General features: G+C 72.2%; 23 protein-coding genes. 3 read left to right on the forward strand and 20 right to left on the reverse strand.

Features of this window, described 5'->3' with window-relative positions:
* Positions 1–4: 4 nt before the first annotated feature.
* The gene (locus tag ACF1CT_RS11625) at positions 5–832 is read right to left on the reverse strand and encodes an enoyl-CoA hydratase family protein (RefSeq protein ID WP_391783621.1); all 828 of its coding nucleotides are present in this window, start codon (positions 830–832) and stop codon (positions 5–7) included.
* 227 nt (positions 833–1,059) lie between these two features.
* Between ACF1CT_RS11625 and ACF1CT_RS11630 the strand changes: the two genes are divergently transcribed.
* Entirely contained in the window at positions 1,060–1,491 is a 432-nt protein-coding gene (locus ACF1CT_RS11630; protein ID WP_391783622.1) for an ATP-binding protein, read from the forward strand.
* A 72-nt stretch (positions 1,492–1,563) separates the two neighbouring features.
* Here the strand turns inward: ACF1CT_RS11630 and ACF1CT_RS11635 are convergent, their stop codons facing one another.
* The 19 genes from ACF1CT_RS11635 to ACF1CT_RS11725 all read right to left on the reverse strand — a co-directional run bounded on the left by ACF1CT_RS11635 (position 1,564) and on the right by ACF1CT_RS11725 (position 23,773).
* Positions 1,564–3,009: an amino acid permease gene (locus ACF1CT_RS11635; RefSeq protein ID WP_391783623.1), complete on the reverse strand. Its 1,446-nt coding sequence runs from the start codon at positions 3,007–3,009 to the stop codon at positions 1,564–1,566.
* 459 nt (positions 3,010–3,468) lie between these two features.
* On the reverse strand, positions 3,469–4,473 hold the full coding sequence (gene argF, locus ACF1CT_RS11640; protein ID WP_391783624.1) for an ornithine carbamoyltransferase: 1,005 nt from the start codon (positions 4,471–4,473) through the stop codon (positions 3,469–3,471).
* A 152-nt stretch (positions 4,474–4,625) separates the two neighbouring features.
* Complete coding sequence (locus tag ACF1CT_RS11645) at positions 4,626–5,861, reverse strand: arginine deiminase (protein WP_391783625.1); 1,236 nt, start codon at positions 5,859–5,861, stop codon at positions 4,626–4,628.
* 228 nt (positions 5,862–6,089) lie between these two features.
* On the reverse strand, positions 6,090–8,663 hold the full coding sequence (locus ACF1CT_RS11650; RefSeq protein WP_391783626.1) for a polynucleotide kinase-phosphatase: 2,574 nt from the start codon (positions 8,661–8,663) through the stop codon (positions 6,090–6,092).
* On the reverse strand, positions 8,660–10,144 hold the full coding sequence (locus ACF1CT_RS11655) for a 3' terminal RNA ribose 2'-O-methyltransferase Hen1 (protein WP_391783627.1): 1,485 nt from the start codon (positions 10,142–10,144) through the stop codon (positions 8,660–8,662). Before ACF1CT_RS11655 ends, ACF1CT_RS11650 begins: the two co-directional genes overlap by 4 nt.
* A 44-nt stretch (positions 10,145–10,188) precedes the next feature.
* Positions 10,189–11,238 (reverse strand): homocysteine S-methyltransferase, encoded by a 1,050-nt coding sequence (gene mmuM / locus ACF1CT_RS11660; protein ID WP_391783628.1) that lies wholly within the window; start codon positions 11,236–11,238, stop codon positions 10,189–10,191.
* Positions 11,239–11,478: 240 nt separating this feature from the next.
* Positions 11,479–12,402, reverse strand: coding sequence for an LLM class F420-dependent oxidoreductase (locus ACF1CT_RS11665; protein ID WP_391783629.1), 924 nt, complete (start codon positions 12,400–12,402; stop codon positions 11,479–11,481).
* A 224-nt stretch (positions 12,403–12,626) separates the two neighbouring features.
* Positions 12,627–13,163, reverse strand: coding sequence for a DUF6099 family protein (locus ACF1CT_RS11670; RefSeq protein ID WP_391783630.1), 537 nt, complete (start codon positions 13,161–13,163; stop codon positions 12,627–12,629).
* A 124-nt stretch (positions 13,164–13,287) separates the two neighbouring features.
* Entirely contained in the window at positions 13,288–13,656 is a 369-nt protein-coding gene (locus ACF1CT_RS11675) for a nucleotide pyrophosphohydrolase (RefSeq protein WP_391783631.1), read from the reverse strand.
* A complete protein-coding gene (locus ACF1CT_RS11680) occupies positions 13,653–14,903 on the reverse strand; it encodes an ATP-binding protein (RefSeq protein ID WP_391783632.1) in 1,251 nt (416 codons plus the stop codon). The genes ACF1CT_RS11675 and ACF1CT_RS11680 overlap by 4 nt, the downstream gene beginning before the upstream one ends.
* 249 nt (positions 14,904–15,152) lie before the next feature.
* Positions 15,153–15,554, reverse strand: a complete 402-nt coding sequence (locus ACF1CT_RS11685; RefSeq protein WP_391783633.1) for a cell division protein SepF — start codon at positions 15,552–15,554, stop codon at positions 15,153–15,155.
* 104 nt (positions 15,555–15,658) lie between these two features.
* A complete protein-coding gene (locus tag ACF1CT_RS11690; protein WP_391783634.1) occupies positions 15,659–16,933 on the reverse strand; it encodes a cytochrome P450 in 1,275 nt (424 codons plus the stop codon).
* Positions 16,930–17,544, reverse strand: coding sequence for an ATP/GTP-binding protein (locus ACF1CT_RS11695; RefSeq protein WP_391783635.1), 615 nt, complete (start codon positions 17,542–17,544; stop codon positions 16,930–16,932). Before ACF1CT_RS11695 ends, ACF1CT_RS11690 begins: the two co-directional genes overlap by 4 nt.
* Entirely contained in the window at positions 17,522–17,875 is a 354-nt protein-coding gene (locus tag ACF1CT_RS11700; protein ID WP_391783636.1) for a DUF742 domain-containing protein, read from the reverse strand. The genes ACF1CT_RS11695 and ACF1CT_RS11700 overlap by 23 nt, the downstream gene beginning before the upstream one ends.
* Positions 17,872–18,297, reverse strand: a complete 426-nt coding sequence (locus ACF1CT_RS11705) for a roadblock/LC7 domain-containing protein (RefSeq protein ID WP_391783637.1) — start codon at positions 18,295–18,297, stop codon at positions 17,872–17,874. Before ACF1CT_RS11705 ends, ACF1CT_RS11700 begins: the two co-directional genes overlap by 4 nt.
* Positions 18,294–19,763, reverse strand: a complete 1,470-nt coding sequence (locus ACF1CT_RS11710; RefSeq protein WP_391783638.1) for an ATP-binding protein — start codon at positions 19,761–19,763, stop codon at positions 18,294–18,296. The genes ACF1CT_RS11705 and ACF1CT_RS11710 overlap by 4 nt, the downstream gene beginning before the upstream one ends.
* A 111-nt stretch (positions 19,764–19,874) precedes the next feature.
* Complete coding sequence (locus ACF1CT_RS11715) at positions 19,875–20,876, reverse strand: MBL fold metallo-hydrolase (protein WP_391783639.1); 1,002 nt, start codon at positions 20,874–20,876, stop codon at positions 19,875–19,877.
* Positions 20,877–21,237: 361 nt separating this feature from the next.
* A complete protein-coding gene (locus ACF1CT_RS11720) occupies positions 21,238–22,410 on the reverse strand; it encodes a Gfo/Idh/MocA family protein (protein ID WP_391783640.1) in 1,173 nt (390 codons plus the stop codon).
* A gap of 562 nt (positions 22,411–22,972) precedes the next feature.
* A complete protein-coding gene (locus ACF1CT_RS11725; protein WP_391783641.1) occupies positions 22,973–23,773 on the reverse strand; it encodes a DeoR/GlpR family DNA-binding transcription regulator in 801 nt (266 codons plus the stop codon).
* A 185-nt stretch (positions 23,774–23,958) separates the two neighbouring features.
* On the opposite strand from ACF1CT_RS11725, the gene ACF1CT_RS11730 reads away from it, so the two are divergent.
* Positions 23,959–24,843 (forward strand): SIS domain-containing protein, encoded by an 885-nt coding sequence (locus ACF1CT_RS11730; protein ID WP_391783642.1) that lies wholly within the window; start codon positions 23,959–23,961, stop codon positions 24,841–24,843.
* A gap of 300 nt (positions 24,844–25,143) precedes the next feature.
* Positions 25,144–25,527: a hypothetical protein gene (locus ACF1CT_RS11735; protein ID WP_391783643.1), complete on the forward strand. Its 384-nt coding sequence runs from the start codon at positions 25,144–25,146 to the stop codon at positions 25,525–25,527.
* Positions 25,528–25,534: the final 7 nt, after the last annotated feature.

Genomic DNA, 25,534 nt, shown 5'->3' on the forward strand with positions numbered 1-25,534 from the left:
CGCGCTACCGGCCCTGCCAGTTCGGGGGCCGCTTCTCGGTGAAGGCGGCATGGAATTCGGCGTAGTCCTCGCCGTGCATCAGCAGGGCCTGGGTCGCGGCGTCCATCTCGACGGCGGCGGCGAGCGGCATGTCGAGTTCGGCGGTCAGCAGGGCCTTGGTCTGGGCGAGCGCGAGGGCCGGCCCGTCGGCGAGCCGGCGGGCCAGCTCCGCCGCCCGCGCGTCCGCGCCGCCCTCCTCGGTCAGTTCGCTGAGCAGCCCGATCCGTTCCGCTTCGGGGGCGCGGACCGGTTCGCCGAGCATCAGCAGCCGGGTGGCGTGGCCGAGGCCGACGACGCGTGGCAGCAGGTAGGCGGCGCCCATGTCCCCGCCGGAGAGGCCGACCTTGGTGAAGAGGAAGGCGAAGCGGGCGGAGGGGTCGGCGATCCGGAAATCGGCGGCCAGGGCCAGAACCGCGCCCGCGCCCGCGGCCACCCCGTGTACGGCGGCGATGACGGGGAAGGGGGTTTCACGAAGGGCCCGCACCACCTGGCCGGTCATCCGGTTGAAATCGAGGAGCTGGGCGGTGTCCATGGCGAGCGTCGCGCCGATGATGTCGTCGACGTCGCCACCGGAGCAGAAGCCGCGGCCCTCTCCCGCGAGCACCAGGGCGCGCACGCGGCGTTCGCGGGACAGTTCGGCGAGCAGGTCGCGCAGATCGGCGTAGGCGCCGAAGGTGAGCGCGTTGAGTTTCTCGGGTCGGGCGAGGGTGACCGTGGCGACTCCGTCGTCCGTCGTCACCCTCAGATGACGCCAGTCATCCGTTCGAGGGGCGGAGCTGGGAAACGGGCTCATGGAGGGTGCTCCCCTTCAGCCGTCGGGCCGCTGCCTGTCGTCGAAGCTATCACTTGCACGTGACTCCCGTCACGGGAACGTCACATCAGGAGCGTGAGAGCGTAGTGCCGAACGTCCCCTTCGTACCGGTCGACGGACCCTTGTCCGCGTTGTTGCACTTCGTAAGGTTGAAGTGCAGAAGTATTGGCCGCCAAACAGTCCATCGACTCCGGAACGGAAACCTTCCCTTGCCCCCCGATGTCCCCCTTCCCGCCTCCTGGCGGATCGCCCTGCCGCACTCCACGGCGGCCGTACCGGTCGCCCGTGCGCTGATCCGTACGGCGCTGGCGGACATCGACGCACCGGCGGACTCCGACACCGCCGAGCTCCTCACCGCCGAGCTGGTGGCCAACGCGGTGGAGCACACGCGCGGCGAGGAGCCCATCGAGCTGGTGGTGGAGCTCTGGCCGACGGGCTGCCAGGTGGAGGTGCACGACCGCGACCCGACCCCACCGGGCGACCTCTCCCGTCCGGTGCCCGGCAGCGAACCGAACCCCTGGCAGGAGCACGGACGGGGCCTGCTGCTGATCCGCGCGCTCAGCTCCGCCTGCGGTCACCGCACCACGGAGCGGGGCAAGGCGGTGTGGTTCACGCTGCCGTCCCGTGCGCCCCGTGTCTGACCGCCGCGCGACGCCTCCCGCGCGGGAGGCGACCGGCGGCACGCCGCATCCGCCCCGCGGGCCGCTCGACGATCACCGCCCCGTTCCGTCCGCCGCGGCCAGCCGGGAACGGGCGCGCCCGTAACAGGCGTACACCGTCGCGCCGACCGCGAGGAAGACGGCGAACTGCGCCCAGGTCCGCCACCCCGTCCCGTACATGAGGTAGAGGCAGAAGCCGACGCCGAGGAGCGGGCTCAGCGGATACAGCGGCACCCGGAACGATCCCCTCACCTCGGGGTTGCGGCGGCGCAGCACGATCACCGCGAGGTTCACCGCGACCATGGTGGCCAGCGTGCCGATGGTGGTCAGGTTCACCACCATGTCGAGGGACGCGAAGGCCGCGGGCACCGCGAAGACGGCGGCCACGATCCAGGTGTTGGCGACCGGCGTCGAGGTGCGCGGCGAGACCCGCTCGAAGACCCGCGGGATCAGGCCGTCCCGGGACATCGACATCAGGATGCGGGTCTGGCCGTACATCACCGCGAGCACGACCGAGGCGATCGCGGCGACCGCCCCGAACGCGATGACACCGCCCCCGATGGTCGAGTCGGTGACCTGGTCCACGACGATCGAGAGCGCCGCGGGCCTGTCGGCGACCTCCCGGGGCCCGAGCGCACCGATGGCGGCGAGCGCGACGGCGCAGTAGAGCAGGGTGACCAGGCCGATACAGACCATGATCGCGATCGGGATGTTCCGGCGCGGGTTCCTCACCTCCTCGCCGGCGGTGGTGATGGCGTCGAAACCGATGTACGAGAAGAACGCCAGCGACGCGCCTGCGGTGACCCCGCCCGCCCCGTGCGCGAAGAAGGGCGTGAGGTTGTCGTGCCGGAAGGCGGTGAAGGCGATGGCGCAGAACAGGATCAGAACGGTGATCTTGAGAACGGCCATCGCGGCGGTGGCTCCCGCGCTCTCCCGTACCCCGCGCACCAGCAGGGTCGCGGCCATGAGGATCACCAGGACCGCCGGCAGATTGATCACTCCGCCGTCACCGGGGCCCGCCGAGAGCGCGGCGGGCAGTTGCCTGCCGATCACACTGTCCAGGAGTTCGTTGACGTACTGGCTCCAGCCGACGGCGACCGCGGAGACCGAGACCCCGTACTCCAGCAGCAGGCACCAGCCGACGAGGAACGCGACGCGTTCCCCCAGGGTCGCGTAGGCGAAGGAGTACGAGCTGCCGGACACCGGGATCGCGCTGCCCAGCTCGGCGAAGGAGAAGGCGGTGAACACACAGGTGATCGCGGCGAGCGCGAAGGACACGACGACGGCCGGCCCGGCCTCGGCGACGCTGTCGGAGAGGCCGACGAAGATGCCGGTGCCGACGACCGCGCCGACACCGAAGCACACGAGCTGGAAGAGGCCCATGGTGCGCTTGAGGCCGTGTCCCTCCAGGTCGGCGCCGGACTCGGCGATCAACTGGTGAGGGTTCTTGACGCGCGGACCGGACGGGCTCGGGCGGTTCGACGGTCGCAGCGGACTCACGGGGTGTTCTCATCTCCGGTGGAGCGTGTGGGGGGAACGCGACTCGGGGCCCTTGGGGGGCTCCGGGAAGCGGGGCTTGCGGATCGGCGCTTTTCGGACGACGGGGTTCCGGGAACGGCCGGCGTCTTCCGGGAGTGGGGTCCCGGACCGCTCGCAGGCGTGGCCCTCGGCCGTTGTCCCGCGACGGCGGGTGCGGCACGGCCGACGGTGGCACGCACGGGAGCGGGGTTCGAGCGTGCGAGCCCGAACCCCACCGCGCGGCGCGGAACGGCGCGTGCGCGCGCGAGTTCACCCCGACGGCCGCCCGCTCACGCGGTGAGCCGTTCGCGGCCGACCGTCCGCGTCCAGTCGCTCGAACGGTCAAACGTTCGCGATCAGCCGTTCGCGGTCAGCCACGCGCGGTCAGCCGGTCATGGCCAAACCGTTCGTGATCAGTCGTTCGTGATCAGCCGTTCGCGGTCAGCGGGCGGCCAGCGTGGCCACCAGAACCGCCTTGATCGTGTGCATCCGGTTCTCGGCCTCGTCGAAGACGACCGAGTGCGCGGACTCGAAGACCTCGTCGGTGACCTCCAGCTCGGTCAGCCCGTGGGCCGCCTCGATCTCCCGCCCGACCGCGGTGCCCAGGTCGTGGAAGGCGGGAAGGCAGTGCAGGAACTTCACGTCCGCGTTGCCCGTGGCGCGCAGGACGTCCATGGTCACCGCGTACGGCGCGAGGGCCTCGATCCGCTCGGCCCAGACCTCCTTGGGCTCCCCCATGGAGACCCAGACGTCGGTGGCGACGAAGTCCACGCCCCCGACGCCCTCGGCGATGTCCTCGGTGAGGGTGATGGTCGCCCCGCTCGCCCCGGCCAGCCTGCGGGCCTCGTCGACGACCGCCTCGGCGGGCCAGTACGCCTTCGGCGCGACGATCCTCACGTCCATGCCCAGCAGGGCGCCCGTGACCAGGTAGGAGTTGCCCATGTTGAAGCGGGCGTCGCCGAGGTAGGCGAAGGCGATCCGGTCCAGCGGTTTGGCACAGTGCTCGGTCATGGTGAGGACGTCGGCGAGCATCTGGGTGGGGTGCCAGTCGTCGGTGAGTCCGTTGAAGACCGGAACGCCGCCGTGGGCGGCCAGCTCCTCGACGGCCGCCTGACTGTCGCCCCGGTACTCGATGCCGTCGAACATCCGGCCGAGGACACGCGCGGTGTCCTTCACCGATTCCTTGTGTCCCATCTGGGAACCGGAAGGGTCGAGGTACGTCGTGGAAGCGCCCTGGTCGGCGGCGGCCACCTCGAAGGCGCAGCGCGTGCGGGTCGAGGTCTTCTCGAAGATCAGCGCGATGTTCCTGCCGCGCAGCCGCTGCTCCTCGGTCCCCGCCTTCTTCGCGGCCTTGAGGTCGGCCGCGAGGTCGATCAGACCGCGGAACTCCTCGGCCGTGAAGTCCAGCTCCTTGAGGAAATGGCGGCCTGCGAGGTCTATGGCCATGGAACAGCTCCTGGGTGGGCGACGGTCGGACGTACAGCAACCATGAAAGTCTATACGAAAGAACGCATCAATATACAGTGTCTGTGCGAAGCACCGCACACGGCACCTCCATGCGCGGTGGTGCGGTGGCGGTGCGGCCGGGGGACCGGGCCCTACGGCACGGCGTCCCGCTCCACGGGGCAGCTCATGCACCGGGGGCCGCCCCGGCCCCGGCCCAGCTCGCTGCCCCGGATCTCGATGACCTCGATGCCCTCCTTGCGCAGGTGGGTGTTGGTGGTGGCGTTGCGCTCGTACGCGACGACGACGCCCGGCTCGACGGCCAGCACGTTGCATCCGTCGTCCCACTGCTCGCGCTGGGCGGCGTGCACGTCCTGAACGGCGGTGAGCACCCGGATCGCGTCCAGCCCCAGGGCGTGCGCGATCGCCCGGTGCATGTGCTCGGGCGGGTGGTCGGTGACCCGCAGATCCCTCGGCCCGTCCCCCGGTTCGATGGTGTACGAGCGGAGCATGCCCAGGCCCGCGTACTTGGTGAACGTGTCGCCGTCGACCATCGTCATGACCGTGTCGAGGTGCATGAACGCCCGGCGCTTGGGCATGTCCAGCGCCACGATCGTGCGCGCCGAACCCGCGTCGAACAGCCCCCGGGCCAGCATCTCCACGGCCTGCGGGGTGGTGCGCTCGCTCATCCCGATGAGGACCGCGCCGTTGCCGATGACCAGGACGTCGCCGCCCTCGATGGTGGAGGGGTAGTCGTCCTGCCCCTCCGACCAGTGGTGGAAGGCGCCCGCCTCGGGCCCGGTGAAGAGCGGGTGGTGGCGGTAGATCGCCTCGAAGTGGACGGTCTCGCGCTGCCGGGCCGGCCAGCGCATCGCGTTGATCGACACCCCGTCGTATATCCAGGCGGAGGTGTCCCGGGTGAAGAGGTGGTTCGGCAGCGGGTCGAGCAGGAAGTCGTCGAGACCCATGACATGGAAGCGGACCGAGGTCGGCTCGGTGTGCCGCTCCAGGAACTCCCGCTTGGTCATCCCGCCGACCAGCGCCCCGGCCAGTTCCGCCGCCGGCAGATCCTCGAACGCCGCGCGCAGGTGCTCGGTGGCGAGCGGGCCGTACTCCTTCTCGTCGAAGACCCGGTCCAGGACGAGCCGTCTGGCCACCGGGATCTCCAGCGACTCGCACAGCAGATCACCGAAGAGGTGCACCTCCACCCCGCGGTCGCGCAGCACGTCCGCGAAGCCATCGTGCTCCTGGCGGGCCCGGCGCACCCAGAGCACGTCGTCGAAGAGGAGCGCGTCCTTGTTGCCGGGTGTGAGCCGCTTCAGTTCCAGATCCGGACGGTGCAGGATGACGCGGCGCAGCCGCCCGGTCTCGGAGTCGACGTGGAATCCCATGTCTCCATCCTCACCATGCCGAGCACCGTTCACCCGGCGAATCGCCCGCGCGTTTCCGGTGGCCGCCAGGGGGCCGCCCACCGGCGCCGGTGGGCGGCCCCGGTTCCGGTGGACGGGGCGGCAGGCACGGGGAACGCCACAGCCGGGAAGCGCCCACCGCGGGCCGGCGCTCGGTCGTGGTCCGCCGCGCGACGTGCCCGGTGCCGTACGGGATGTGCCGGACACGGCCTACAGCCGGGGGTCGACCGGCTCCGACTCCAGGGCCAGCACCGCGAACACCGCCTCGTGGACCCGCCACAACGGCTCCCCGTCGGCCAGCCGGTCCAGCGCTTCGAGCCCGAGCGCGTACTCCCTCAGCGCCAACGACCTCTTGTGGCCGAGGAACCGGCCGCGCAGCCGTTCCAGGTTCTCCGGGCGGGTGTACTCGGGACCGTAGACGATCCGGAGGTACTCCCGGCCGCGCACCTTGACGCCCGGCTGGACGAGCCGCCCCTTGCCGTCCCGTACCAGCGCGGCGAGCGGTTTGACGACCATGCCCTCGCCGCCGCGTCCGGTCAGCTCCAGCCACCAGTCGACCCCGGCGCGGACCGATGCCTCGTCCCCGGTGTCGACGACGAGCCGACGGGTCATCCGGAGCAGCCCGGTCGGGTCGTGCTCGACGAGCCGGTCGATCCCGGCCAGTTGCTCGTCGTGCGGCACGGAGGCCAGCGAGCGGCCCCGCACGGCGAGGATCTGGAACGGTGCGAGCCGCACCCCGTCCAGCCCCCGGGTGCCCCAGCAGTAGCGGCGATACGCCTCGGTGAAGGCGGTCGCGTCCTCGGCCCGTCCGCGTAGGCGGTCGGCGAGGGCCATCACGTCCACCCCGCGGGCCGCCGCAGCCGCGAGGGCCTGGCCGGCGGCCGGGAGGGCGGCGCCGGACGCGGCGCCGACCGCCGCGTACTGCGTGCGCAGCAGCCCGGACGCCTTGAGGGACCACGGCATCAGTTCGGCGTCGAGCAGCACCCAGTCGGTGTCCCACTCCTCCCAGAGCCCGGCGGCGGTGATCGCGGTGCGCAGCCTGTCGAGAATCGCCTCGGTGAGCGCGTCGTCGTCGAGGAACGGTCGGCCGGTGCGGGTGTAAAGCGCCCCGGTCGGGCCCGGCGCGGCGCCGGGGGCACGGGTGGTGTCGCCCACGCCGAAGCGTTCGCGGGCGGCGTCCGCGTCCCGGCAGACCAGGGCCACCGCACGCGAGCCCATGTGCTTCTCCTCGCACACGACCCGGGCGACACCGTCCGCCCGGTACTGGGCGAAGGCCTCCGCCGGGTGCTCCAGATAGCCGTCCTCGCGCGAGGTGGCGGTGGGCGCCATGGTCGGCGGGAGGTAGCCGAGCAGCCGGGGGTCGACGGCGAACCTGCTCATGACTTCGAGCGCCGCCGCGGCGTTCTCCTCACGGACCGCGACGCGCCCCAGGTGCCGGGTCTCCACGACCCGGCGGCCCTGCACGTCCGCGAGGTCCAGCGGGCGGCCCTCCCGGCCCCCGGGCGCCTCGGTGGTCAGCGGTCTGACCGGCTCGTACCAGACCCGCTCGGCCGGTACGTCGACGAGCTCGCGCTCCGGCCAGCGCAGCGCGGTCATCCTTCCTCCGAAGACCGCACCCGTGTCCAGGCAGATGGTGTTGTTGATCCAGGAGGTGCGGGGCACCGGGGTGTGGCCGTAGACCACGGCGGCACGACCCCGGTAGTCCTCCGCCCACGGGTAGCGCACGGGCAGACCGAACTCGTCGGTCTCCCCCGTGGTCTCCCCGTACAGCGCGTGCGAGCGGACCCGCCCGGAGGTGCGGCCGTGGTACTTCTCGGGCAGGCCGGCGTGGCAGACGACGAGCGCGCCCCCGTCGAGCACGTAGTGACTGACGAGTCCGTCGATGAACTCCCGTACCCGCGCGCGGAACGCCGGGTCCTTCTCGTCCTCCCGGTCGAGCTGCTCGATGGTCTCGGCGAGTCCGTGGGTGGGCCGCACCGTACGGCCCGCGAGGTACCGCCCGAGCTTGTTCTCGTGGTTGCCCGGTACGCACAGCGCGTTGCCCGCGGACACCATGGACATGACGCGGCGCAGCACGCCGGGGCTGTCGGGCCCCCGGTCGACCAGGTCGCCGACGAAGACCGCCGTACGTCCGTCGGGGTGCGCGCCGTCGACATAGCCGAGCCTGCCGAGCAGCGTCTCCAGCTCGGAGCTGCACCCGTGGATGTCACCGATGATGTCGAAGGGGCCGGTGAGGTGGCGCAGGTCGTTGTGACGGCGCTCCAGCACGACCTCGGCGTGCTCCGCCTCCTCCTCTCCGCGCAGGACGTGCACCTTGCGAAATCCCTCGCGCTCCAGGCCCCGTAGGGAACGGCGCAGTTCGCTGCGGTGGCGCCGGACGACATGGCGCGGCATGTCGGCGCGGTCCGGACGGGCCGCGTTGCGCGCCAGGCAGACCTCCTCGGGCAGGTCGAGGACGATCGCGATGGGCAGCACGTCGTGGCTCCGGGCGAGCTGGACGAGCTGCTTGCGGCTCTCGGGCTGGACGTTGGTGGCGTCCACGACGGTCAGCCGGCCGACGGCGAGCCTCTTGCCGGCGATCACGTGCAGGACGTCGAAGGCGTCCCGGCTGGCGCTCTGGTCGTTCTCGTCGTCGGCGACCAGGCCGCGGCAGAAGTCCGAGGAGATGATCTCCGTCGGCTTGAAGTGCCGACGGGCGAAGGTCGACTTGCCGGAACCGCTGGCCCCGATGAGGACGACGAGGGAGAGGTCGGTGACGGGCAGGGTGCGGGCGGTACCGGTCATGCGGCTTCCCCCTTCTTCTCGGTCCGGTGTGCGGTGTCGCCGGCGGTCATGGTGAACACGGCCATCTGGGTGGGTGGCCCGACCTCCGGGTCGTCGGGACCGACCGGCACGAACTCGACGCCGTATCCGTGCCGGTCCGCCACCTCCCGGGCCCAGTCGCGGAACTCGGCCCGCGTCCATTCGAACCGGTGGTCGCCGTGGCGGACGTGTCCGGCCGGAAGGGTCTCCCAGCGGACGTTGTACTCGACGTTCGGTGTCGTCACGAGGACCGTCCGCGGGCGGGCCGAACCGAACACGGCGTACTCCAGCGCGGGCAGCCGCGGCAGGTCGAGATGTTCGACGACCTCGCTGAGCACGGCCGCGTCGTACCCCTTGAGCCGCTTGTCGGTGTAGGTGAGGGAACCCTGCCGGAGGGTCACCCGCCCGGCCTGCCGCTCGCCCATCCGCTCCAGCTTCAGGCGGCGCGCCGCGATGGCGAGGGCTCGTACGGAGACGTCGACGCCGACGATCTCCGTGAAGGCCGCGTCCTTGAGCAGGGCCTGTACCAACTGGCCCTGGCCGCAACCGAGATCCAGCACCCGGTGCGCTCCGGCCGTGCGCAGCGCCGCCAGGATCGCGGCACGCCGCCGCTCGGCGAGCGGCACCGGCCTCTCCTCGGTGTCCGTGGTCTCGTCGACCGCGTTGTCGACGTTCTCGACGTCGAGGTCGTCCGACTCGGCGAGCCGCACCAGTTCGAGCCGCTGCGCCGCCTGACGGGTCAGGCTCCAGCGCCGGGACAGGTAACGGCTGGTGATCAGCTTCCGCTCGGGGTGGGTGGCCAGCCAGCCCTCACCCGCCCGCAACAGCTTGTCCACCTCGTCCGGCGCGACCCAGTAGTGCTTGGCGTCGTCGAGCACCGGCAACAGGACGTACAGCTGCCGCAACGCGTCGGCGAGCCGCAGTTCACCTTCCAGCACCAGTCGTACGTACCGCGAGTCGCCCCACTCCGGGAACCGTTCGTCCAGCGGCACGGGCGTCACGTCCACGTCCGTCCAGCCGAGCGGGCCGAAGATCTTGCGCACCAGCTCCGCCCCGCCGCGCGCGGGAAGCGCGGGCACCTCGATCCGCAGCGCGAGCGGCTCCCGCGCCCGCTCCGGCAGCGCCCGGCACGCCCCGTTCAGCGCCGACTTGAAGACGGTGCTCATCGCCACGGAGAGCAGCGACGACGCCGCGTACGGGCGGTCGTTGACGTACTGCGCCAGCGCCGCGTCCGGGGCGCCTCCCCGGCCCTTGCCCTTGCCGCGACGCACCAGGGCCACCGGATCGACCTCCAGCAGCAGCGCCGCGGTGCAGCGCTCGGTGGATGCCTCGGGATAGAAGACATGTGCCGTGCCGTGGGAGGTGGAGAACGTCTGCGCCCGATCGGGATGCTTGTGCAGGAGGAAGCCGAGATCGGTCGCGGGACGTTCCGCATGGCCGGTGGTACTGATCGTCAGGAACACGTGTCCGAGTATGGTCCGGTCCGCCCATCCGCCACCAAGCATTTTCACGTGTTCTCAAGGCTGTCGTCCCCTCCGGCCGTCCCTCCCCCGGCCGCTCCCCCGCTCGCTCGTACCTTCCGCTTCCCCTGCCGGTCTCCGGCTCTCCCCCGGTCTCCCCGGCTCTCGGCCGATCCGCCGATCAGTCCGGCCAGTTCCGCGACGGTGTCCGGCCCGACCCGGCAACAGCCGCCCACCAGCCGGGCCCCGGCGTCGCACCACGCCCGCGCCCTCTCCGCGTCGTAGGTGGCGCCGCCCGCCCACCTCCGTTCCGCGGCATCCCATCGCTCGCCGCTGTTGGGATAGACGACGACCGGTTTCCCGGCCGTCCCGGCCGCCACCCGCACAGCACGGTCCACGTCCGCCGGGTCGCAGCAGTTCACCCCGACGGCGAGCACCCGCTCGTGCCCCGCCGCGAGGGCGAAGGCCGTCTCCAGCGGCTGCCCCGCCCGGGTTCGGTCCCCCGTCACGCTGTACGAGAGCCAGACGGGCAGCCCGCATCCCCCGACCGCGCGCAGCATCGCCTCCGCCTCGTCGACGTCCGGCACCGTCTCCAGCGCCAGTACGTCGGGCCCTGCCGCGGCCAGCGCCTCGACCCGCGGGCGGTGGAACCGCTCCAGTGCCCGGACGGAGAGCCCGTAACGCCCCCGGTACTCGCTGCCGTCCGCCAGCATCGCCCCGTACGGACCGATCGACGCCGCGACCCAGACGTCCCGCCCCGCCCCGGCCGCGGCCCGACGAGCCAGCCGCACGCCGCGGGCGAGCAGCTCCGCCGTCCCGGACCTGTCGACGCCCCGTCGTTCGAACCCCTCGAAGGTGGCCTGGTAGGTCGCCGTGATGAGCACCTGGGCGCCCGCCCGCACATAGGCCGTGTGCGCCGCCTCGATCTGCTCCGGGGCGTCCGCGAGCAGCCGGGCCGACCACAGCGCGTCGGAGAGGTCGCAGCCCTGGTCCTCCAGTTGGTTGGAGAGACCGCCGTCGAGCAGAACCGGTCCCCTGGCGAGCGCGTCGCCGAGCGCGCCGACGGGCACCCCCTCGGCCGGACGGACGGACCGCACGAACACCTCCCTGTCATGCCCCGGTTGATGCCTTCTGGTGCACCGGGGCTCCGATCCGGATCGCGCACGACCGGTGGCCGGTTGCCCGCGCTCCGCCGAACCGGAACCGTCCTCGCGCCGGGGGTGGGACGCGGACCGGTGATGTCCGCACGTCCGAGGACGCAAACCGTCCGCACGCCCCGGCGGGTCCGCGGCGGGACCGGGCGGTGCGAGCCGCCCTCCCGGCCGAGCCGCGCCCTCTCAGCCGAGCTGGGACTGGACCTGGGACGAGATCAGCTCCAGATGCTCCAGGTCCTCCAGGTCCAGGACCTGGAGGTAGATGCGGGACGATCCGATCGCGCCGTACCGGCCGATCTTGTCGACCACCTCGGCCGGCGAGCCCGCGAGCCCGTTCGCCTTCAGCTCCTCCACCTCACGGCCGATGACGGAGGCGCGACGTGCCACCTCCGCGTCGTTCTTTCCGACACAGACGACCAGCGCGTTGGAGTACACCAGGTCGTCCGGTCCGCGGCCGGCCGCTCGCGCCGCTTCCCCGACCCGCCCGAACTGCTTCTCGCTGTCCTCCAGCGACGCGAAGGGAATGTTGAACTCGTCCGCGTACCGCGCGGCCAGCCTCGGTGTCCGCTTCGCCCCGTGGCCGCCGATCAGGATCGGCACCTTGGTCTGCGCCGGCTTGGGCAGCGCGGGCGAGTCGGTCAGTCGGTAGTACTTTCCGTCGAAGTTGTACTTCTTGCCGGCCTCGGTCGCCCACAGGCCGGTGACGATCTCCAGCTGCTCCTCCAGCCTGCCGAACTTCTCCTTCGGGAACGGGATGCCGTAGGCCTGGTGCTCCTCCTCGAACCAGCCCGCGCCGAGCCCGAGTTCGACGCGCCCGCCGGACATCCGGTCGACCTGCGCCACCTGGATGGCGAGCACTCCGGGGAGTCGGAAGGTCCCCGCCGTCATCAGCGTGCCGAGACGGATCCTCTTGGTCTCGCGGGCCAGCCCGGCCAGGGTGATCCAGGCGTCGGTCGGACCGGGCAGGCCGTCCCCCGGCCCCATGCGGAGGTAGTGGTCGGAGCGGTAGAAGGCGTCGAAACCGAGGTCCTCGGCCGCCTTGGCGACGGTGAGCAGGGTGTCGTAGTCGGCCCCTTGCTGGGGCTCGGTGAAGATTCGAAGATCCATGCGTCCATCCTGCACCCAGGGGCGCCGGTCGTTCCTCCTCGTCTCCTCCCCCCGTGACACCACGGCCCCCGCGTCGAGCGCCGTCCGCCTTCACCGCGCACCCCGCCCTCCCGGCCCCGGCCGCCCACGAACGTGCGGGCCGCTCGCGAGAGGCCCGCACAAACCCGCACGGCCACGATGCTCCAGTCGGTCACGGTGCCGCACCGGCGCGGAGCCCCGCACGATCACGACCGGCCCGCCGCCGAACCGGCCGGTCCGCGGAGCTCGTCGTACGGGCCGTCCCGCTCCCGGCCGCGCTCCAGATCCTGCTGTCGTTCACGCTCCTGTTCGTCGAGACGCCGCAGCATCCCGTGCACCCGGTCCATCGACTCGTCTGCCGCGTCGATCGCCTCCATGCACTGCCAGTACAGCGCCTGCTCATCGGTTTCGCAGGCCACCCCGACCAGGGCCATCCCCACCTCGCCGAGCAGCGTGCCCAACCCCGTCAGCGCCGCCCTCGGCTCGGCGAGCCCGGAGAGCTGTGCGGCCCGCGCCACCTGCGCCCGTGCCACCGGATGGTCAAGTGGCCCGCCGCTCCTCCCGCCGATCTCGCTGAGCCCGCGCGCCTCGCCCCGTAACTCCTTGGGACCGTCCACCGCGATCCTGCTGCCGATCGCCTGGGCGAGCGCCTGGGCCTGCCACGCCTCGGCGATGATGTCCGGTGTGCCCCGGCTCTGCGCCAGCGCACGCCGGCTGACTCCGACGAGCCTCTCCGCTTCCATGCGTTACCCCCGTCCGTACGAAAAGCCGCTCAACTCATCCATTACCCACAGTGAGGGCACCGGTACCGAAAAGCCAGGGGAATTCGGAAATCTGTGGACAGGAATTCAACTGTGCACAAGTGGATCACTCCGAAGAGTGACGATTCGGGGTCTGGAGGTTCTCCGGGCGCTCCGGGGCCGGGAAGCGGACCTCGTTCCGGTCGATCTTCTCCGCGAGCGCCGTCGGCGCGTCGATCCCCAGCACCTCGCAGAACTGCAACAGATACGCGAGCACGTCCGCGACCTCGTCCGCGACCCGGTGGGCCGTGTCCGCGTCCTCCATCACCCGTGCCGACTCGTCCGGCGTCAGCCACTGGAAGATCTCGACGAGTTCGGACGCCTCGACGCTCAGCGCGATCGCCAGGTTCTTCGGGTTGTGGTACTGCCCCCAGTCACGTGCTGCCGCGAACGCGGCAAGTCGTCGCTGCAGGGCGCGTACGTCGGGTTCTGTCACCGTTCCAGGTCTACCACCCTCACCCCGGCCGTCTCACGGGCCCCCGCCGCACCGCGCTCCGTGACCGTGCCCACCAGCCCGATGTGCCCCGCCGCCGCGACCGCCACCGCGAGGTCCAGCAGCCCGCGCACCTGCCGCCCGTCCAGATCGCGGTCGAAGCCGTCGGCCAGCACGGTGAGGGTCTGCAGGGCCGAGGGCACCTCCCCCGCCGCGTCCACCGCCAGCACCCCGGGGCCGACGAGCAGCACCAGCGCGTGCGCGAGGTACCTCAGTTCGCTGTCGCCCAGACGGTCGAGCGGCGTGGTGCGGCCCGCGTCGCGCCCGACCGTCGCACGCAGCCTCCCGTCCGCCGTGCGCTCCACCCCCAACGCCGTGACCGGCCCGGCACAGCCGGCGTGGGCGACGGCGACCAGTCGGGCGTGACGCCGGGCGCAGCCCGTGTGCGTGCGCCCCAGCACCGCCGCGAGGTTGCGGCAGCCCCGGCGCAGCCGGTCGTCGCCGGCCGGGACCGGGGCGCGCATCCGGGACGGCTGCGGTTCGCAGGGGAAGACCGATCTCAGGGCCACCACCGTCTGCTCCGCGGCGGCCAGGACCTGTAACTGCCCCGCGGTCCGGCCCGCCACCCGTAACGGCAGCAGGGCCGTTCCGAGCCGGTCGTCGGGCAGCGGGGCCCGTGTGACCGGGACCGTGCCGGCGGTGTGCCAGGCGGCCTGGACCGTCGACCGTCCCGGGTCGCGCAGCGCGGTGGCGAGCAGTGTCTCGCCGCCACCGGTGAGACGTTCGCCGACGATGCGGAGGGTCGGTTCCGCCTGAACCGCGACATCGAGCCGCACCGGCCCCGCCGGCCCGTCGGTCGTACAGCCGATCCGGAATCCGCGGCGGCCCTGTGCGTCGGCCGCGGCGCCCTCCGGCACGCAGCCCACCGGATCCGGGAACACCTCGTCCAGGGATTCCCCGCCGCCCAGCCGTGCCAGCGCCTCGTACGCCCTCAGGACGCTCGACTTGCCGCTGCCACCGGGACCGGTGAAGAACGTGACCGGGCCGAGGGGGAACGTGGCGCCGCGGTGCGAGGCGAAGGCGGACAGCCGCAGCTCGGTGACGACGGGGCCGGCCCGACGGACGGATCCGGGAGACCGGACGGGCCCGGTGACGCGGACGCGAGCCGCGGGGACCGGCGGGCTCGCCGCGCGGGCCGGCGTACCGGAGGAGGGCGGCGCGGCGGCGGCCTCCGGGCGGAGTGCAGTCATGGGCGGACGGTACGCGGACGGCGAACAGGAGAACCGTTCCGCCCGAATGGCCTTCCTACGATCGGGCTACGTGCGCTCCGGCGGTCCCGTGCGGACGGCTTTCCCGCTGTCGCGGCAGGCCCGTCGTTCCTCGCCGGTCCGGCCCCGCCCCGGATCCCGGCGGGACATCGGCGGGCATCCGGCCGTCGCGGTCGGCCGCGCCCGTTCGGCACCGGGTCGGCGCCACGGCCCGCCGCCCCGGCGGCCCCGCTAGGAGCCGGGAAGGCCCGCCGCGGCGGCGGCCCCCTCGACCTCCATGCCGATCGGGGACAGCAGGAAGACGTTCCGGTCGACCCGGTGCATCCCGCTGCCGAGCCCGAAGACGACCCCACTGGTGAAATCCAGGATGCGCTTGGCCACGTCCGATTCGGCGCTGGTCAGATCGAGCAGTACCGGAACCTGCGCGACAAGGTACTCAGCCACCTCCCGCGCGTCCGCGAAGACCTGGACCCGGAGCACCACGAGGCGCCGCTGTTCGGCCTCCGGCCCCTCGTCGGGAACCGCGCGGTGATCGACCCGGGACGGCCACGCGTTGCGGCTGCGCAGCGGCACGACCTGGGCAAGCCCCTCCCACTGCTCGTCCGTGACGTCGTACCTGTCATACCTGCTCACCGGACCACCCCGTCTGTGCTTCGGTCGGCGTTGCGCCCGCTGCGCTCGCTGTTCATCGGGCAATTCTCTCGTCCCTCACCCGTTCGGCGTACCACCGACACGGTTCACGGGCCGATCGGCACCTCCGCCGCTCCGTGCCGAATGTCCGTCGCGGCCTCGTCCGGGCCCGATGTCGCGCTCATGTCGACCGGAGTGAAACGTACCGGAAGGCTGACCAGGGCTCGGTGGAAGGGTCCGGGTCGCCAGGTCAGCCGGTCCACCGGAACGTCCAGTTCGGCGTCGCACAACTGGCTGGTGAGCTGCTCGATCGCGGTCATGGCGATGAGCAGTGCGGGCTGCTTGGCCGGGCACCGGTGCGGCCCGGCCGACCAGGCGAGGTGGGCGCTGGAACCGGAGCGGGTCCCGGGCGCCGAGGAGCCCGGCTCGGCCTGGGTGTTGGCCGCCGCGTAGGAGACCAGGAGCAGTTGTCCGGCGCGCAGCCGGACGCCGTGGAACTCCGTGTCGTGACGCGGGTAGTGGGCCGAGAGGTTGGCCAGCGGCGGATCCTGCCAGAGCACCTCGTCGATCGCCTCGTGCGCCGTCATCGCGCCGCCGTGCAACGAGCCCGCGTAGCGGGCGTCGGTGAGCATGTGGAGCAGGGCGTTGCCGATGAGGTTGGTCGTCGGGTCGTGGCCCGCGCTCATGAGCAGGGTGATCTGACGCACGGTCTCGTCGTTGTCGAGATCCGCCGGATGGGCGAGGAGGTACGAGGTCAGGTCGCGGCGCGGCGCGGCCCGCCGGGCAGCGACCAGATCGGTGACGACCCGCACCAGGTCGGCGTAGGCGGTGGTGGCGTCCTCGGCCGAGTTGAACATGCCGGCGATGCCGTTGACGATGCGCTCCGCGTCGTCCGACGGCACGCCGAACCAGGTGACGAAGACGTGCAGCGGGAGCCGCCGGGCGTACTGCGCGATCAGGTCGCCCCTGCCGGTGGCGGCGAACTCGCCGATGAGCCGCCGGGCGACCCGGGCGACCTCGGCCCGCAGGACGTGCGGCTCGATCAGGGCGAGGCCGTCGTTGATGGCTTCCCGGTAGCGTGCGTGCACCTCGCCGTCGCTGAACAGCGCGGTGGGCCGGTAGCCGAGCATCGGCAGGACCGGTGAGTCGTCGGGCACCGTGGCCTGCCAGGCGCGCGGGTCCTTGGTGAAGGTGTGGGTGTCGCGCAGCAGGTCGACGGCGGCCTGGTAGTCCGTGACCAGGAGGGCGTTGATGCCGGGGGCGATCCGGACGGGGGCCAGGGGGCCGTGTTCGCGCAGGCGCCGGTAGTGGCCGCGCGGGTCGGCGGCGAAGTCCGGGCCGTACAGCGCGAGGGGCTGCGGGGGCTGTGAGAACGGTGTCATGACGGGTCCTCGGGCCGGGGCAGAGCGGTCAGCACGTGTTCGGCCAGCGCGATCAGCGCGTCGATGCCGCCGCGGCGCTCACGGGCGTCGCACTGCACCAGCGGGGTCTCGGGGGCGAGGTCGAGGTGCTTGCGCAGGACCTCGTCGCTGTGGGCGGGGGCGTCGGGGAAGCGGTTGACGGCCACCGCGTACGGCAGCCCCTGTTCCTCGACCATGTCCATGACGGCGAAGGAGTCGGCGAGCCTGCGGGTGTCCACCAGGACGAGGGCGCCGAGCGCGCCGCGCGCGATGTCCTCCCAGAGCGGGAGGAACCGCTGCTGGCCCGGGGTGCCGAACAGGTAGAGCACCAGGTCGTCGAGGACGGTGAGCCGACCGAAGTCGACGGCGACGGTGGTCGTGGTCTTGTCCGGCAGGCCCGCGGTGTCGTCGACCCGGGTGCTGGACTGGGTCATCGCCTCTTCGGTGTGGAGCGTGGCGATCTCCGACAGCGTGCGGATCAGGGTGGTCTTGCCCACGCCGAACGGACCCGTGACGACGATCTTCATCAGGGTCCGGGCGGCGGGCGGGAGGTACCCGACGCCGGCGCGGTCAGTGGAGGGAGCGGAGTCCAACGAGCAGCCTCTCGACGAGCGACCGGTCGATCTCCCCGGCGCTGGGGATGGGCGGTCGGGTGTGCAGATGTCCGGCGGCCGCGAGGTCCGTGGCCAGGAAGACGGTCGCGCTCACCGGGAGGTCCAGGTGGGCCGCGCATTCGACGACGGTGAGCGCGCCCGGTTCGAGCAGTTGGCAGAGTCTGCGCTGCTCCGAGCCGGTGTCCGGCGGCAGGTCGGTGTCGGTGCGCACCAGCACGGCCAGCCGGTCGAGCGCGCGGCCGGCGGGCCGGGTGCGACCGCCGGTGACCAGGTAGGCGGGTATCAGACGGCGTCCTCGGCCGGCGGTCACGGCCGGGCGGCGCTGTCCGGTTGACGGGCGGGGGCGTTCATCGCCCGGGTCAGGGCGGTGACCTGCACCTGCATCTGGTAGGCGATGTCACCGAGTTTGGCCCCGGGTTCCGCGAACAGGGCGAGCGTGGTGTTGTTCCCGGCCGGCACGACGATGGCGAAGCCCAGGTCGGACTCGACGACGGTCTGCGCCAGGCCGGGGGTGTCGACGTCGGTGAAGGCCGTGGTGAAGGCGCGGGCCGCGGCGTGCAGCGTGGCGGTCATGGCGGCGACCCGTTCGCCGGACGCCCGGTCCAGGCCGGGGGACGCGCCCTCGACGAGGCCGTCACCGGTGGCGACCACGGCGTGCTGGACCCCGGGGAGTTCCAGCAGAGGGGTCAGCACCCATGCGAGGTCACCTGTGGTGGGGGTGGGGGCGCTCACGTCTTGTCTCCTTGCTCGTCCTGGCGACGGTGGTGGTCCTGGTCGTCCGGTGCCGGTGCGGTGGGGCGCCGGACGACGCTCCTGCCGTTGAGGGTGCCCTGTTGGAGGGCCGCCCAGGAAGCCTCCGCCTGCTCCGGTGTACGGGACACCTGGTCGCGGTCCGGGCCTGCGGACGCGGCGGCCGGTGTCCGGGCCGGACGGGGCGTGCGTCGCCTCCGGGTCGGGAGCCCGGCGGGCGCTGCGGGGGCGGCGGACGCGGACTCGGGGGCGGACCCGACCCGGGGGGCCGTCTCCTCGGCGTGCGGCGCGGGCTCGGGCCGCGCCGCCGCGGTTGCCCGGTCGGCGGGTCCGGCCCCGGCGCCGGACGCCGGTACGGGCGCCGGGTCCTGGGCGGGGGCGGACGTCGGGCCCTGGGCCCGGACGGGCGCCGGGGCGAGCACGGACAGGGTGCGTTCGTTCTCCAGAACGATCAGCAGATGGGCCGGGACCCTGAGCATCGTCCGCATGCCGCCGAACGGCGATGCCTCGATGTGGCAGTCGAATCCGTACTGGGCCACGAGTCGGCCGACGACGGCGAAGCCCGTCTGCGGCGGGTCGCCCAGCTCGGTCAGCAGTACCTCGGACGGACCGGCCAGCAGGGTGCGGGCCCGGTTCAGCGCGTCGTCGTCCATGCCGATGCCGCCGTCGTCGACGACCAGGAAAGCGCCGCGTCCACCGCTCTGCTGGATCGTCACCTGGACGTCGGTGTCCGGATGCGAGTACGCCGTGGCGTTGGCCAGCAGTTCGGCGAGCGCGATGGCGAGGGGCTCGGCGGCGCGGGCGACGAGTGCGAGCCGTTCGTCGCGCAGGTGGTTGGCCACCTTGATCCGCTCGTAGCCGGCCACCCGGGACTGGGCGCCGAGCACGATCTCGACGAGCGGCGAGTTCTGCCGGGCGAGCCCCGGCCAGGCGTCGCACAGCACGGCGGTGGACTGGGTGCGCCGGAGCGCCAGTTCGTTGCGGAAGTCAAGTTGCAGGATCCGCGGGTCGTCGTACTCGTGCTGGAGCTCGTGGAGCAGTTGCTGGGACTGGTTGAGCAGGGACTGGATCTTGGCCGAGGTGCCGCGCATCGCCGCCCGCGCCGCGGCGTCCACCCGGCCGCGCTCCTCGGTGACCGCCGTACGGGTGGCCTGCACGGCCTCGGTGAGCAGCCGGGCCGCCTCGCCGTCGATCTCGGCCGCCTCCCGCAGTCCGGGGACCGGCGCGTTGGGGTGGGAGAGCGCGAGGGCGGCGGCGGGTATGCGTCGCCGGGCGAGTTGCCTGATCTCGTCGGTGAGGGCGACGGTACGGGCCTCGGCGGCCTTCGTCTGCCGTTCGGCGACCTCGGCGCGGGCCAGCGCCAGTTGCTCCGAGCGCGCCGCGTTCTGTGCGCGGACGGCCGCCGCCACGGCGGCCGCGGCGGCGATCACCGCCAGGATCCATCCCATGCCGTCACCGCCTTTCTGTAGTCGGGCCGGTCTTCGGCCGGCTCGGTCTTCGCCCTGACCGCGGAACCGGGCGGAGCCGGTCCCCGGTGTGGGCCGTTGCGGGGGTCGTGCTCACCGCTCCGTCGCACCCACCGGGTCGCTGGACTCCTCGACCTCCCGGGCGACCACGGCGACGTCGGTCATCACCTGGAGCACACCGGGCAGCTCGGAGCCGTCCAGTTGCCGGTACTCGCTGCCGATGGTCACCACCAGCCGCTCCGGCAGCCCGAGTTCCGGGTAGCGTCCCTCGCCGATCACCCGGCGGGCCGCCTCCAGGGCCGGGATGCCCGCGGAGTGGAAGGCGTGGGCGCGCTCGCGCACGTACTCCAGGTAGACGACGTGCTCGCGCACCCCGGCCCGGTCGAGCACCGGCCCGTGCCCGGGGACGATGGTCCCGGCCCCGGTGTCCAGGATCCGTTCACAGGCGGCGATCACGTTGTCCAGCGGGCCCGCCCAGTGCACCGGGTGGTCGCCCGGCTGGGCGGAGCTGGAGGAGAAGATGACGTCCCCGCTGAACACCGCTCCCTGTGCGGGCAGATGGACCATCAGGTCACCGGTGGTGTGCGCGGACGGCAGGGCGGAGATCCGGACCGGGTACTCCCCCAGGGTCAGTTCGAGCTCGCCGGTGAAGTAGGTGGTGGGGTGCACCGGCTCGGTACTCGACCAGTCGAAGGGACCGAAGTGGCGTGCGAGGTAGGCCCCGAGCGCGGACTCCCGGTCGCCGCCGGTGACGAGCGCGTGCTGCTGCTTGGGCGTCGGCTCGTAGTGGATGTGCTCCCGGGCCTCGCGGGTCGCGATGATCTCCGCGTCCGGCAGTACACCGGCGCCCCAGAAGTGGTCACCGTTCGCGTGGGTGACGATCACCCGGTCGATGGAGACCCCTTCGGGCAGCCGCTCGGTGGACTCGGCGAGGAACTGGCCGGCCAGCGCCGTGTCGTAAGGGGTGTCGATCCAGAGCGCGCCGCGGGGTGAGACGAGCAGACCGCAGTTCGCCAGCCCCCAGCCTCGTTTCGGCGGGAGCCAGGCGTACAGGCCCCGCCCCAGGTCAACGACTTCTCCACCCGTGATCGACATGGACGCGATTATGCCGACCACGTTCCGGCCATGCGTTCGAACTCGGTCACGATTGGGTTCCGTTGGCGCAAAATCGCTGCTCGACCGGCTCGACGGTGGCAAATCGGTGACCCTGCGGAACCGACATTCCACCACCCCATACAGCGCCATTCTCGTCATTTACGACATTGCGCTCCATGGTCCCCTGCCCCGCTTCCGGCCTTCGACGGGCGGTCGCCAAACCCGAGGAAGCCGACTACCCACCGAGCATGGCCGAAAGTAGTCGCCCCGGAACCGGGGGCCGTGCCGTCGGACGACGGCCCCACCGGGCCGTGCGCGGACACGGCCCGGGGCTCGGGGCGATTCGGCGGTGGGGGCGTCCTCAGCGGACCTGGCCGCGCTCGAAGTACGCGATCAGCTCCGGGTCCAGTGCCGGTACGTCGTACGGCATGCCGCCCTCGCGCAGCGAGCGGGTGGCGAGCACCCCGGCGGCCACACTCATCCGCGCGGCCACCGGCGAGGTGTCGGTGACACCGCCGTCGCGCACGAACCGGCAGAACTCCTCCATGATCCGGGTGTCGCCGCCGCCGTGCGTGCCTCCGGCGTCCGGCACCCGGTAGGTGATGTCGGCCTCGCGCCGGTATCCGCCGGGGCCGGTGTTCCAGACCTTGACCTCGTCGCCGGGACCGTCGCCGAAGTTCTCCAGGCGGCCCTCGGTGCCGATGACGGTGTAGTTGCGCCAGTAGTCCGGGGTGAAGTGGCACTGCTGGTAGGCGGCCACGACGCCGTTGTCGAGCTGCATGTTCATCACCGAGACGTCCTCGACGTCCACGACGTGGTGCAGGTCCTTGCGGGCCGTGGGCGGCCAGTCGAACTCGCGCAGCCAGTTCTCGGGGCGCGGGGTGTCCGGCTCGCGGCGCGGCAGGTCGCCGTAGACGAGGAGATCGCCGAGCGCGTTGACGCGACGGGTGTAGCCACCCGCCAGCCAGTGCAGGACGTCGATGTCGTGGGCCGCCTTCTGGAGCAGCAGGCCGGTGGTACGGGTCCGGTCGGCGTGCCAGTCCTTGAAGTAGTAGTCACCGCCGTAGCCGACGAAGTGCCGCACCCACACGGTCTTGGGCTCGCCGATGTCGCCGCGGGCGATGATGTCGCGCATGAGGCGCACGACGCCCATGTGGCGCATGTTGTGCCCGACGTACAGCCGGGTGCCGGTCTCGTACGCCGCGCGCAGGATGTTGTCGCAGCTCTCGACGGTGATGCCGAGCGGCTTCTCGACGAAGACCGCCTTGCCGGCGCGCAGCGCGTCGACGGCGATGGTCTCGTGGGTGTCGTCGGGGGTGGCGACGATGATCGCGTCGAGGTCGTCGCGGCCGAGGAGCTCCTTGTAGTCCTCGACGGCGAGATCGGTGCCGAAGCGCTCGGCCTCACGCCGGCGCACCTCGGGGTCGAGGTCGCAGACGGCGGTGATCGCCGACCCCTTGCCGGGGTGGTGGGCGGACGTCGCGATGGAGCGGCGCAGGCCGAGCCCGATGACGCCGAGGCGCAGATCTGACACGGTGGTCCCTTCTGTCTGTACGTGTGGTGCGGGCCGTTGGCGCTCGGGACGGGGGCGGGGACCGCTCGCCGACGAGCGATGCCCCGCACCGGCCGATGGGGCAAGGGCGTGTCCCGCGGGCACGGAGACGGGCCCGCACCGTCGGATGCGGCCGACGCCCCTTCGCGGGGACAGGCACATAGTTCACGACGCCACACCCGGATGGCAAGAGTTGTTCGTTTCACACATGTAACGAACATTTATTGACACGGAAAAGGTTACCGCCTCGCCCCCACAGACACCCCAAGAGGCCCGGCACGACCCGAAATAAGGTGACCAAGCATCACGAAAGCGGCAGCGACCGGGGCGCCGGGGCGCGGCGAGGCGGGCCCGCCCCTCCCCCATGGCCGCGATCGCGGATGCTCGAACATGCATCACGGGTGAGCTTCAGCAACATCTCCGAGCAGTCACCCATCGAGGGCAGCATCCCGTTTCGCGCATATCGTCCGGCTTCGCCCACCCGTCGCACATGACGGCGGGCCGCCACCCCGAAGGGCGGCGGCCCGCCGTCGTGACGAGCGGTTCAGACGGCCACGACCGTGACACCGGCCTCCGTGAAGCGGGCGGCGGCCTCGGGCGTGATCCCCTTGTCGGTGACGAGGAAGTCGACAAGGCCGAGGTCGCAGACCCGGGCGAAGGCCCGCTTGCCGATCTTCGACGAGTCCGCCGCCACCACCACCCGCTGCGCCTGTTGGGCGAGCAGCCGGTTGATGCTGGCCTCGCCCTCGTGGTGGACGTAGGCACCGCGCTCGGTGTCGATCGCGTTGACCCCCAGAACGGCCACGTCCAGCGTGATCTCGCCCAGCACGCCGCTGGCCAGCGGTCCCGTCAGCTCGTACGACTGGGGCCTGGCCACGCCGCCGGTGACCACGATCTTGATCTGCGGACGGATCACCAGTTCGTTGGCGATGTTGAGGGCGTTGGTGACCACGGTCAGGGCCGGCTGGCCCCCCACCCCCGCCGCGGTGTCGCCGACGACGTCGGAACGCACCGCCAGCGAGCGCGCCACCTCCGTCAGCGTCGTGCCGCCGGTCAGCCCCACCACCTCGCCCACCGCCACCAGTTCGGAGACGGCACGGCCGATGGCCTGCTTCTCGGGGGCGTGGCGGCCGGTCTTGTAGCGCAGCGCGAGCTCGTAGCTGACACCGTGCGCGACCGCGCCGCCGCGGGTGCGCGTCAGCAGCTGCTGCTCGGCGAGCTGGTCCAGGTCGCGGCGGATGGTCGCGGCCGAGACGTCGAGGGTGACGGCGGCGTCCTCGACCTCCACCCGGCCGTTCTTGCCGACGAGTTCCAGCAGCGCGTTCCACCGGGTTTCCCTGGACAAGAGAAGTCTCCTCACGAGCCCGGGCTTCGGGCACCCATCCCCTTGGGTACGGTCACCGGACACGCGCAAGCGTCGCACAAGGCTCTGTCCAGTCAAGTCTCTCGCAAGCAGAATGCTTGAAAATGCTCGCACTACGCGTATAGCGTGCATAAACGAGCATCCCACTACGAGTTCGGAGTGCAAAAGTGTCATTTGTCGAGATCGAGATCGCGAGTCAGCCGGAGTGCTGGCGCCGCGCCGCCGAACTGGCCGAGACCCGGGCCGACGCCCTGCCCGCCGCCGGTGAGCGCGTCGCGATCGTCGGCTGCGGCACCTCGTTCTACATGGCCCAGGCGTACGCCGCGCTCCGCGAGGGGTCCGGGCAGGGCGAGTCCGACGCCTTCGCCGCCTCGGAGTTCCCCTTCGGCCGACGCTACGACCGGGTCGTCGCGCTCACCCGCTCGGGCACCACGACCGAGGTGCTGGAACTGCTGGACCGTCTGCGCGGCGAGATCCGCACGGTGGCCGTCACCGCCGACCCCGACACGCCGATCATGACCTCGGCCGACGAGGTCGTCGTCCTGGACTTCGCCGACGAGAAGTCCGTGGTGCAGACCCGGTTCGCGACCACCGCGCTCACGCTGTTCCGCGCCCACCTCGGGCTGCACACCGACGCCGTGGTGCGCGACGCGGAGACCGCGCTGGCCGAGCCGCTGCCCGAAGGGCTGGTGGACTGCACCCAGTTCACCTTCCTCGGCCGGGGCTGGACGGTGGGCCTCGCCAACGAGGCCGCGCTGAAGATGAAGGAGGCGTCGCTCTCCTGGACCGAGTCGTACCCCGCGATGGAGTACCGCCACGGCCCGATCAGCATCGCCTCCGACACCACCGCGACCTGGATGTTCGGCACCGCCCCGGAGGGCCTGTCCGAGCAGTTGCTCTCGACCGGGGCCCGGTGGGTGGAGAGCGGCCTGGACCCGCTCGCCGATCTGGTACGCGCCCAGCGCCTTGCGGTCGCCCGCGCGACGGCCCGCGGCCTGGACCCGGACAGCCCGCGCAACCTGACCCGCTCGGTGGTCCTCACGGATGCCTGACCGCCCGATGGATATCGTCGAGCACACGTTCGACGCATCGGGCGCGAACACGCGCGGAACCGACCGGAGAACCCCTCACGATCCGCCCCTCCCGGGCGCGCGCGAGGGGTTTCTCGCCATGCCCGCGGGCGGGACCGCGGACGGCGGGGCCGGGGTGCTCGTGCTGTCCGGGTCCAGCGGGCGCGTCGAGGTCGAGCGGTGCCGCCTGCTGGCCGGGGAGGGCATCTGCGCGCTGTCGGTCCGCTGGTTCGGCGGCGGCGCCGGGCAGCCACCGGGCATCTGCGAGGTCCCGCGATCGAGGTGCTCCGCACGTACGGCGCCCGGCGCATCGGGGTGCTCGGCTCGTCCAAGGGCGCGGAGGCGGCCCTGCACCTGTCCGTGCTGCTGCCCGGGGTCGACGCCGTGGTGGCCCTCTCGCCCACCTCGCCGACCTGGGCCAACGTCGGGCCGGGCCACGACGGCCGGGACCGGCCGTACCGCTCCTCGTGGACCTGGCGCGGCGAACCGCTGCCATTCGTCCCCTACGACGAGGACTGGGTCCCGGCCCCCGCGTCCGCGCACTTCCGGTACGGGGGCTCACCGGCGGCGGACGCGGCACTGGGCGCGACGGCATGGCCGTACGTCCTCGACGCGCTCCGCGGGGAGCACGCGTGCCGGGACGACCGCCGCGAACCCGCCGGATGACCTCCGG

This window comes from Streptomyces sp. NPDC014734 (assembly GCF_043083325.1).
GTDB lineage: Bacteria > Actinomycetota > Actinomycetes > Streptomycetales > Streptomycetaceae > Streptomyces.

What these genes read in the sequence shown, in the direction of transcription:
- ACF1CT_RS11690 (WP_391783634.1), bottom strand. Translation starts at nt 16,933, where the DNA reads ATGACACCGTTCTCACAGCCCCCGCAGCCCCTCGCGCTGTACGGCCCG.
- ACF1CT_RS11715 (WP_391783639.1), bottom strand. Translation starts at nt 20,876, where the DNA reads ATGTCGATCACGGGTGGAGAAGTCGTTGACCTGGGGCGGGGCCTGTAC.
- ACF1CT_RS11680 (WP_391783632.1), bottom strand. Translation starts at nt 14,903, where the DNA reads ATGACTGCACTCCGCCCGGAGGCCGCCGCCGCGCCGCCCTCCTCCGGT.
- ACF1CT_RS11665 (WP_391783629.1), bottom strand. Translation starts at nt 12,402, where the DNA reads ATGGATCTTCGAATCTTCACCGAGCCCCAGCAAGGGGCCGACTACGAC.
- ACF1CT_RS11625 (WP_391783621.1), bottom strand. Translation starts at nt 832, where the DNA reads ATGAGCCCGTTTCCCAGCTCCGCCCCTCGAACGGATGACTGGCGTCAT.
- ACF1CT_RS11650 (WP_391783626.1), bottom strand. Translation starts at nt 8,663, where the DNA reads ATGACCGGTACCGCCCGCACCCTGCCCGTCACCGACCTCTCCCTCGTC.
- ACF1CT_RS11710 (WP_391783638.1), bottom strand. Translation starts at nt 19,763, where the DNA reads ATGGGATGGATCCTGGCGGTGATCGCCGCCGCGGCCGCCGTGGCGGCG.
- ACF1CT_RS11645 (WP_391783625.1), bottom strand. Translation starts at nt 5,861, where the DNA reads ATGGGATTCCACGTCGACTCCGAGACCGGGCGGCTGCGCCGCGTCATC.
- argF (WP_391783624.1), bottom strand. Translation starts at nt 4,473, where the DNA reads ATGGCCATAGACCTCGCAGGCCGCCATTTCCTCAAGGAGCTGGACTTC.
- ACF1CT_RS11670 (WP_391783630.1), bottom strand. Translation starts at nt 13,163, where the DNA reads ATGGAAGCGGAGAGGCTCGTCGGAGTCAGCCGGCGTGCGCTGGCGCAG.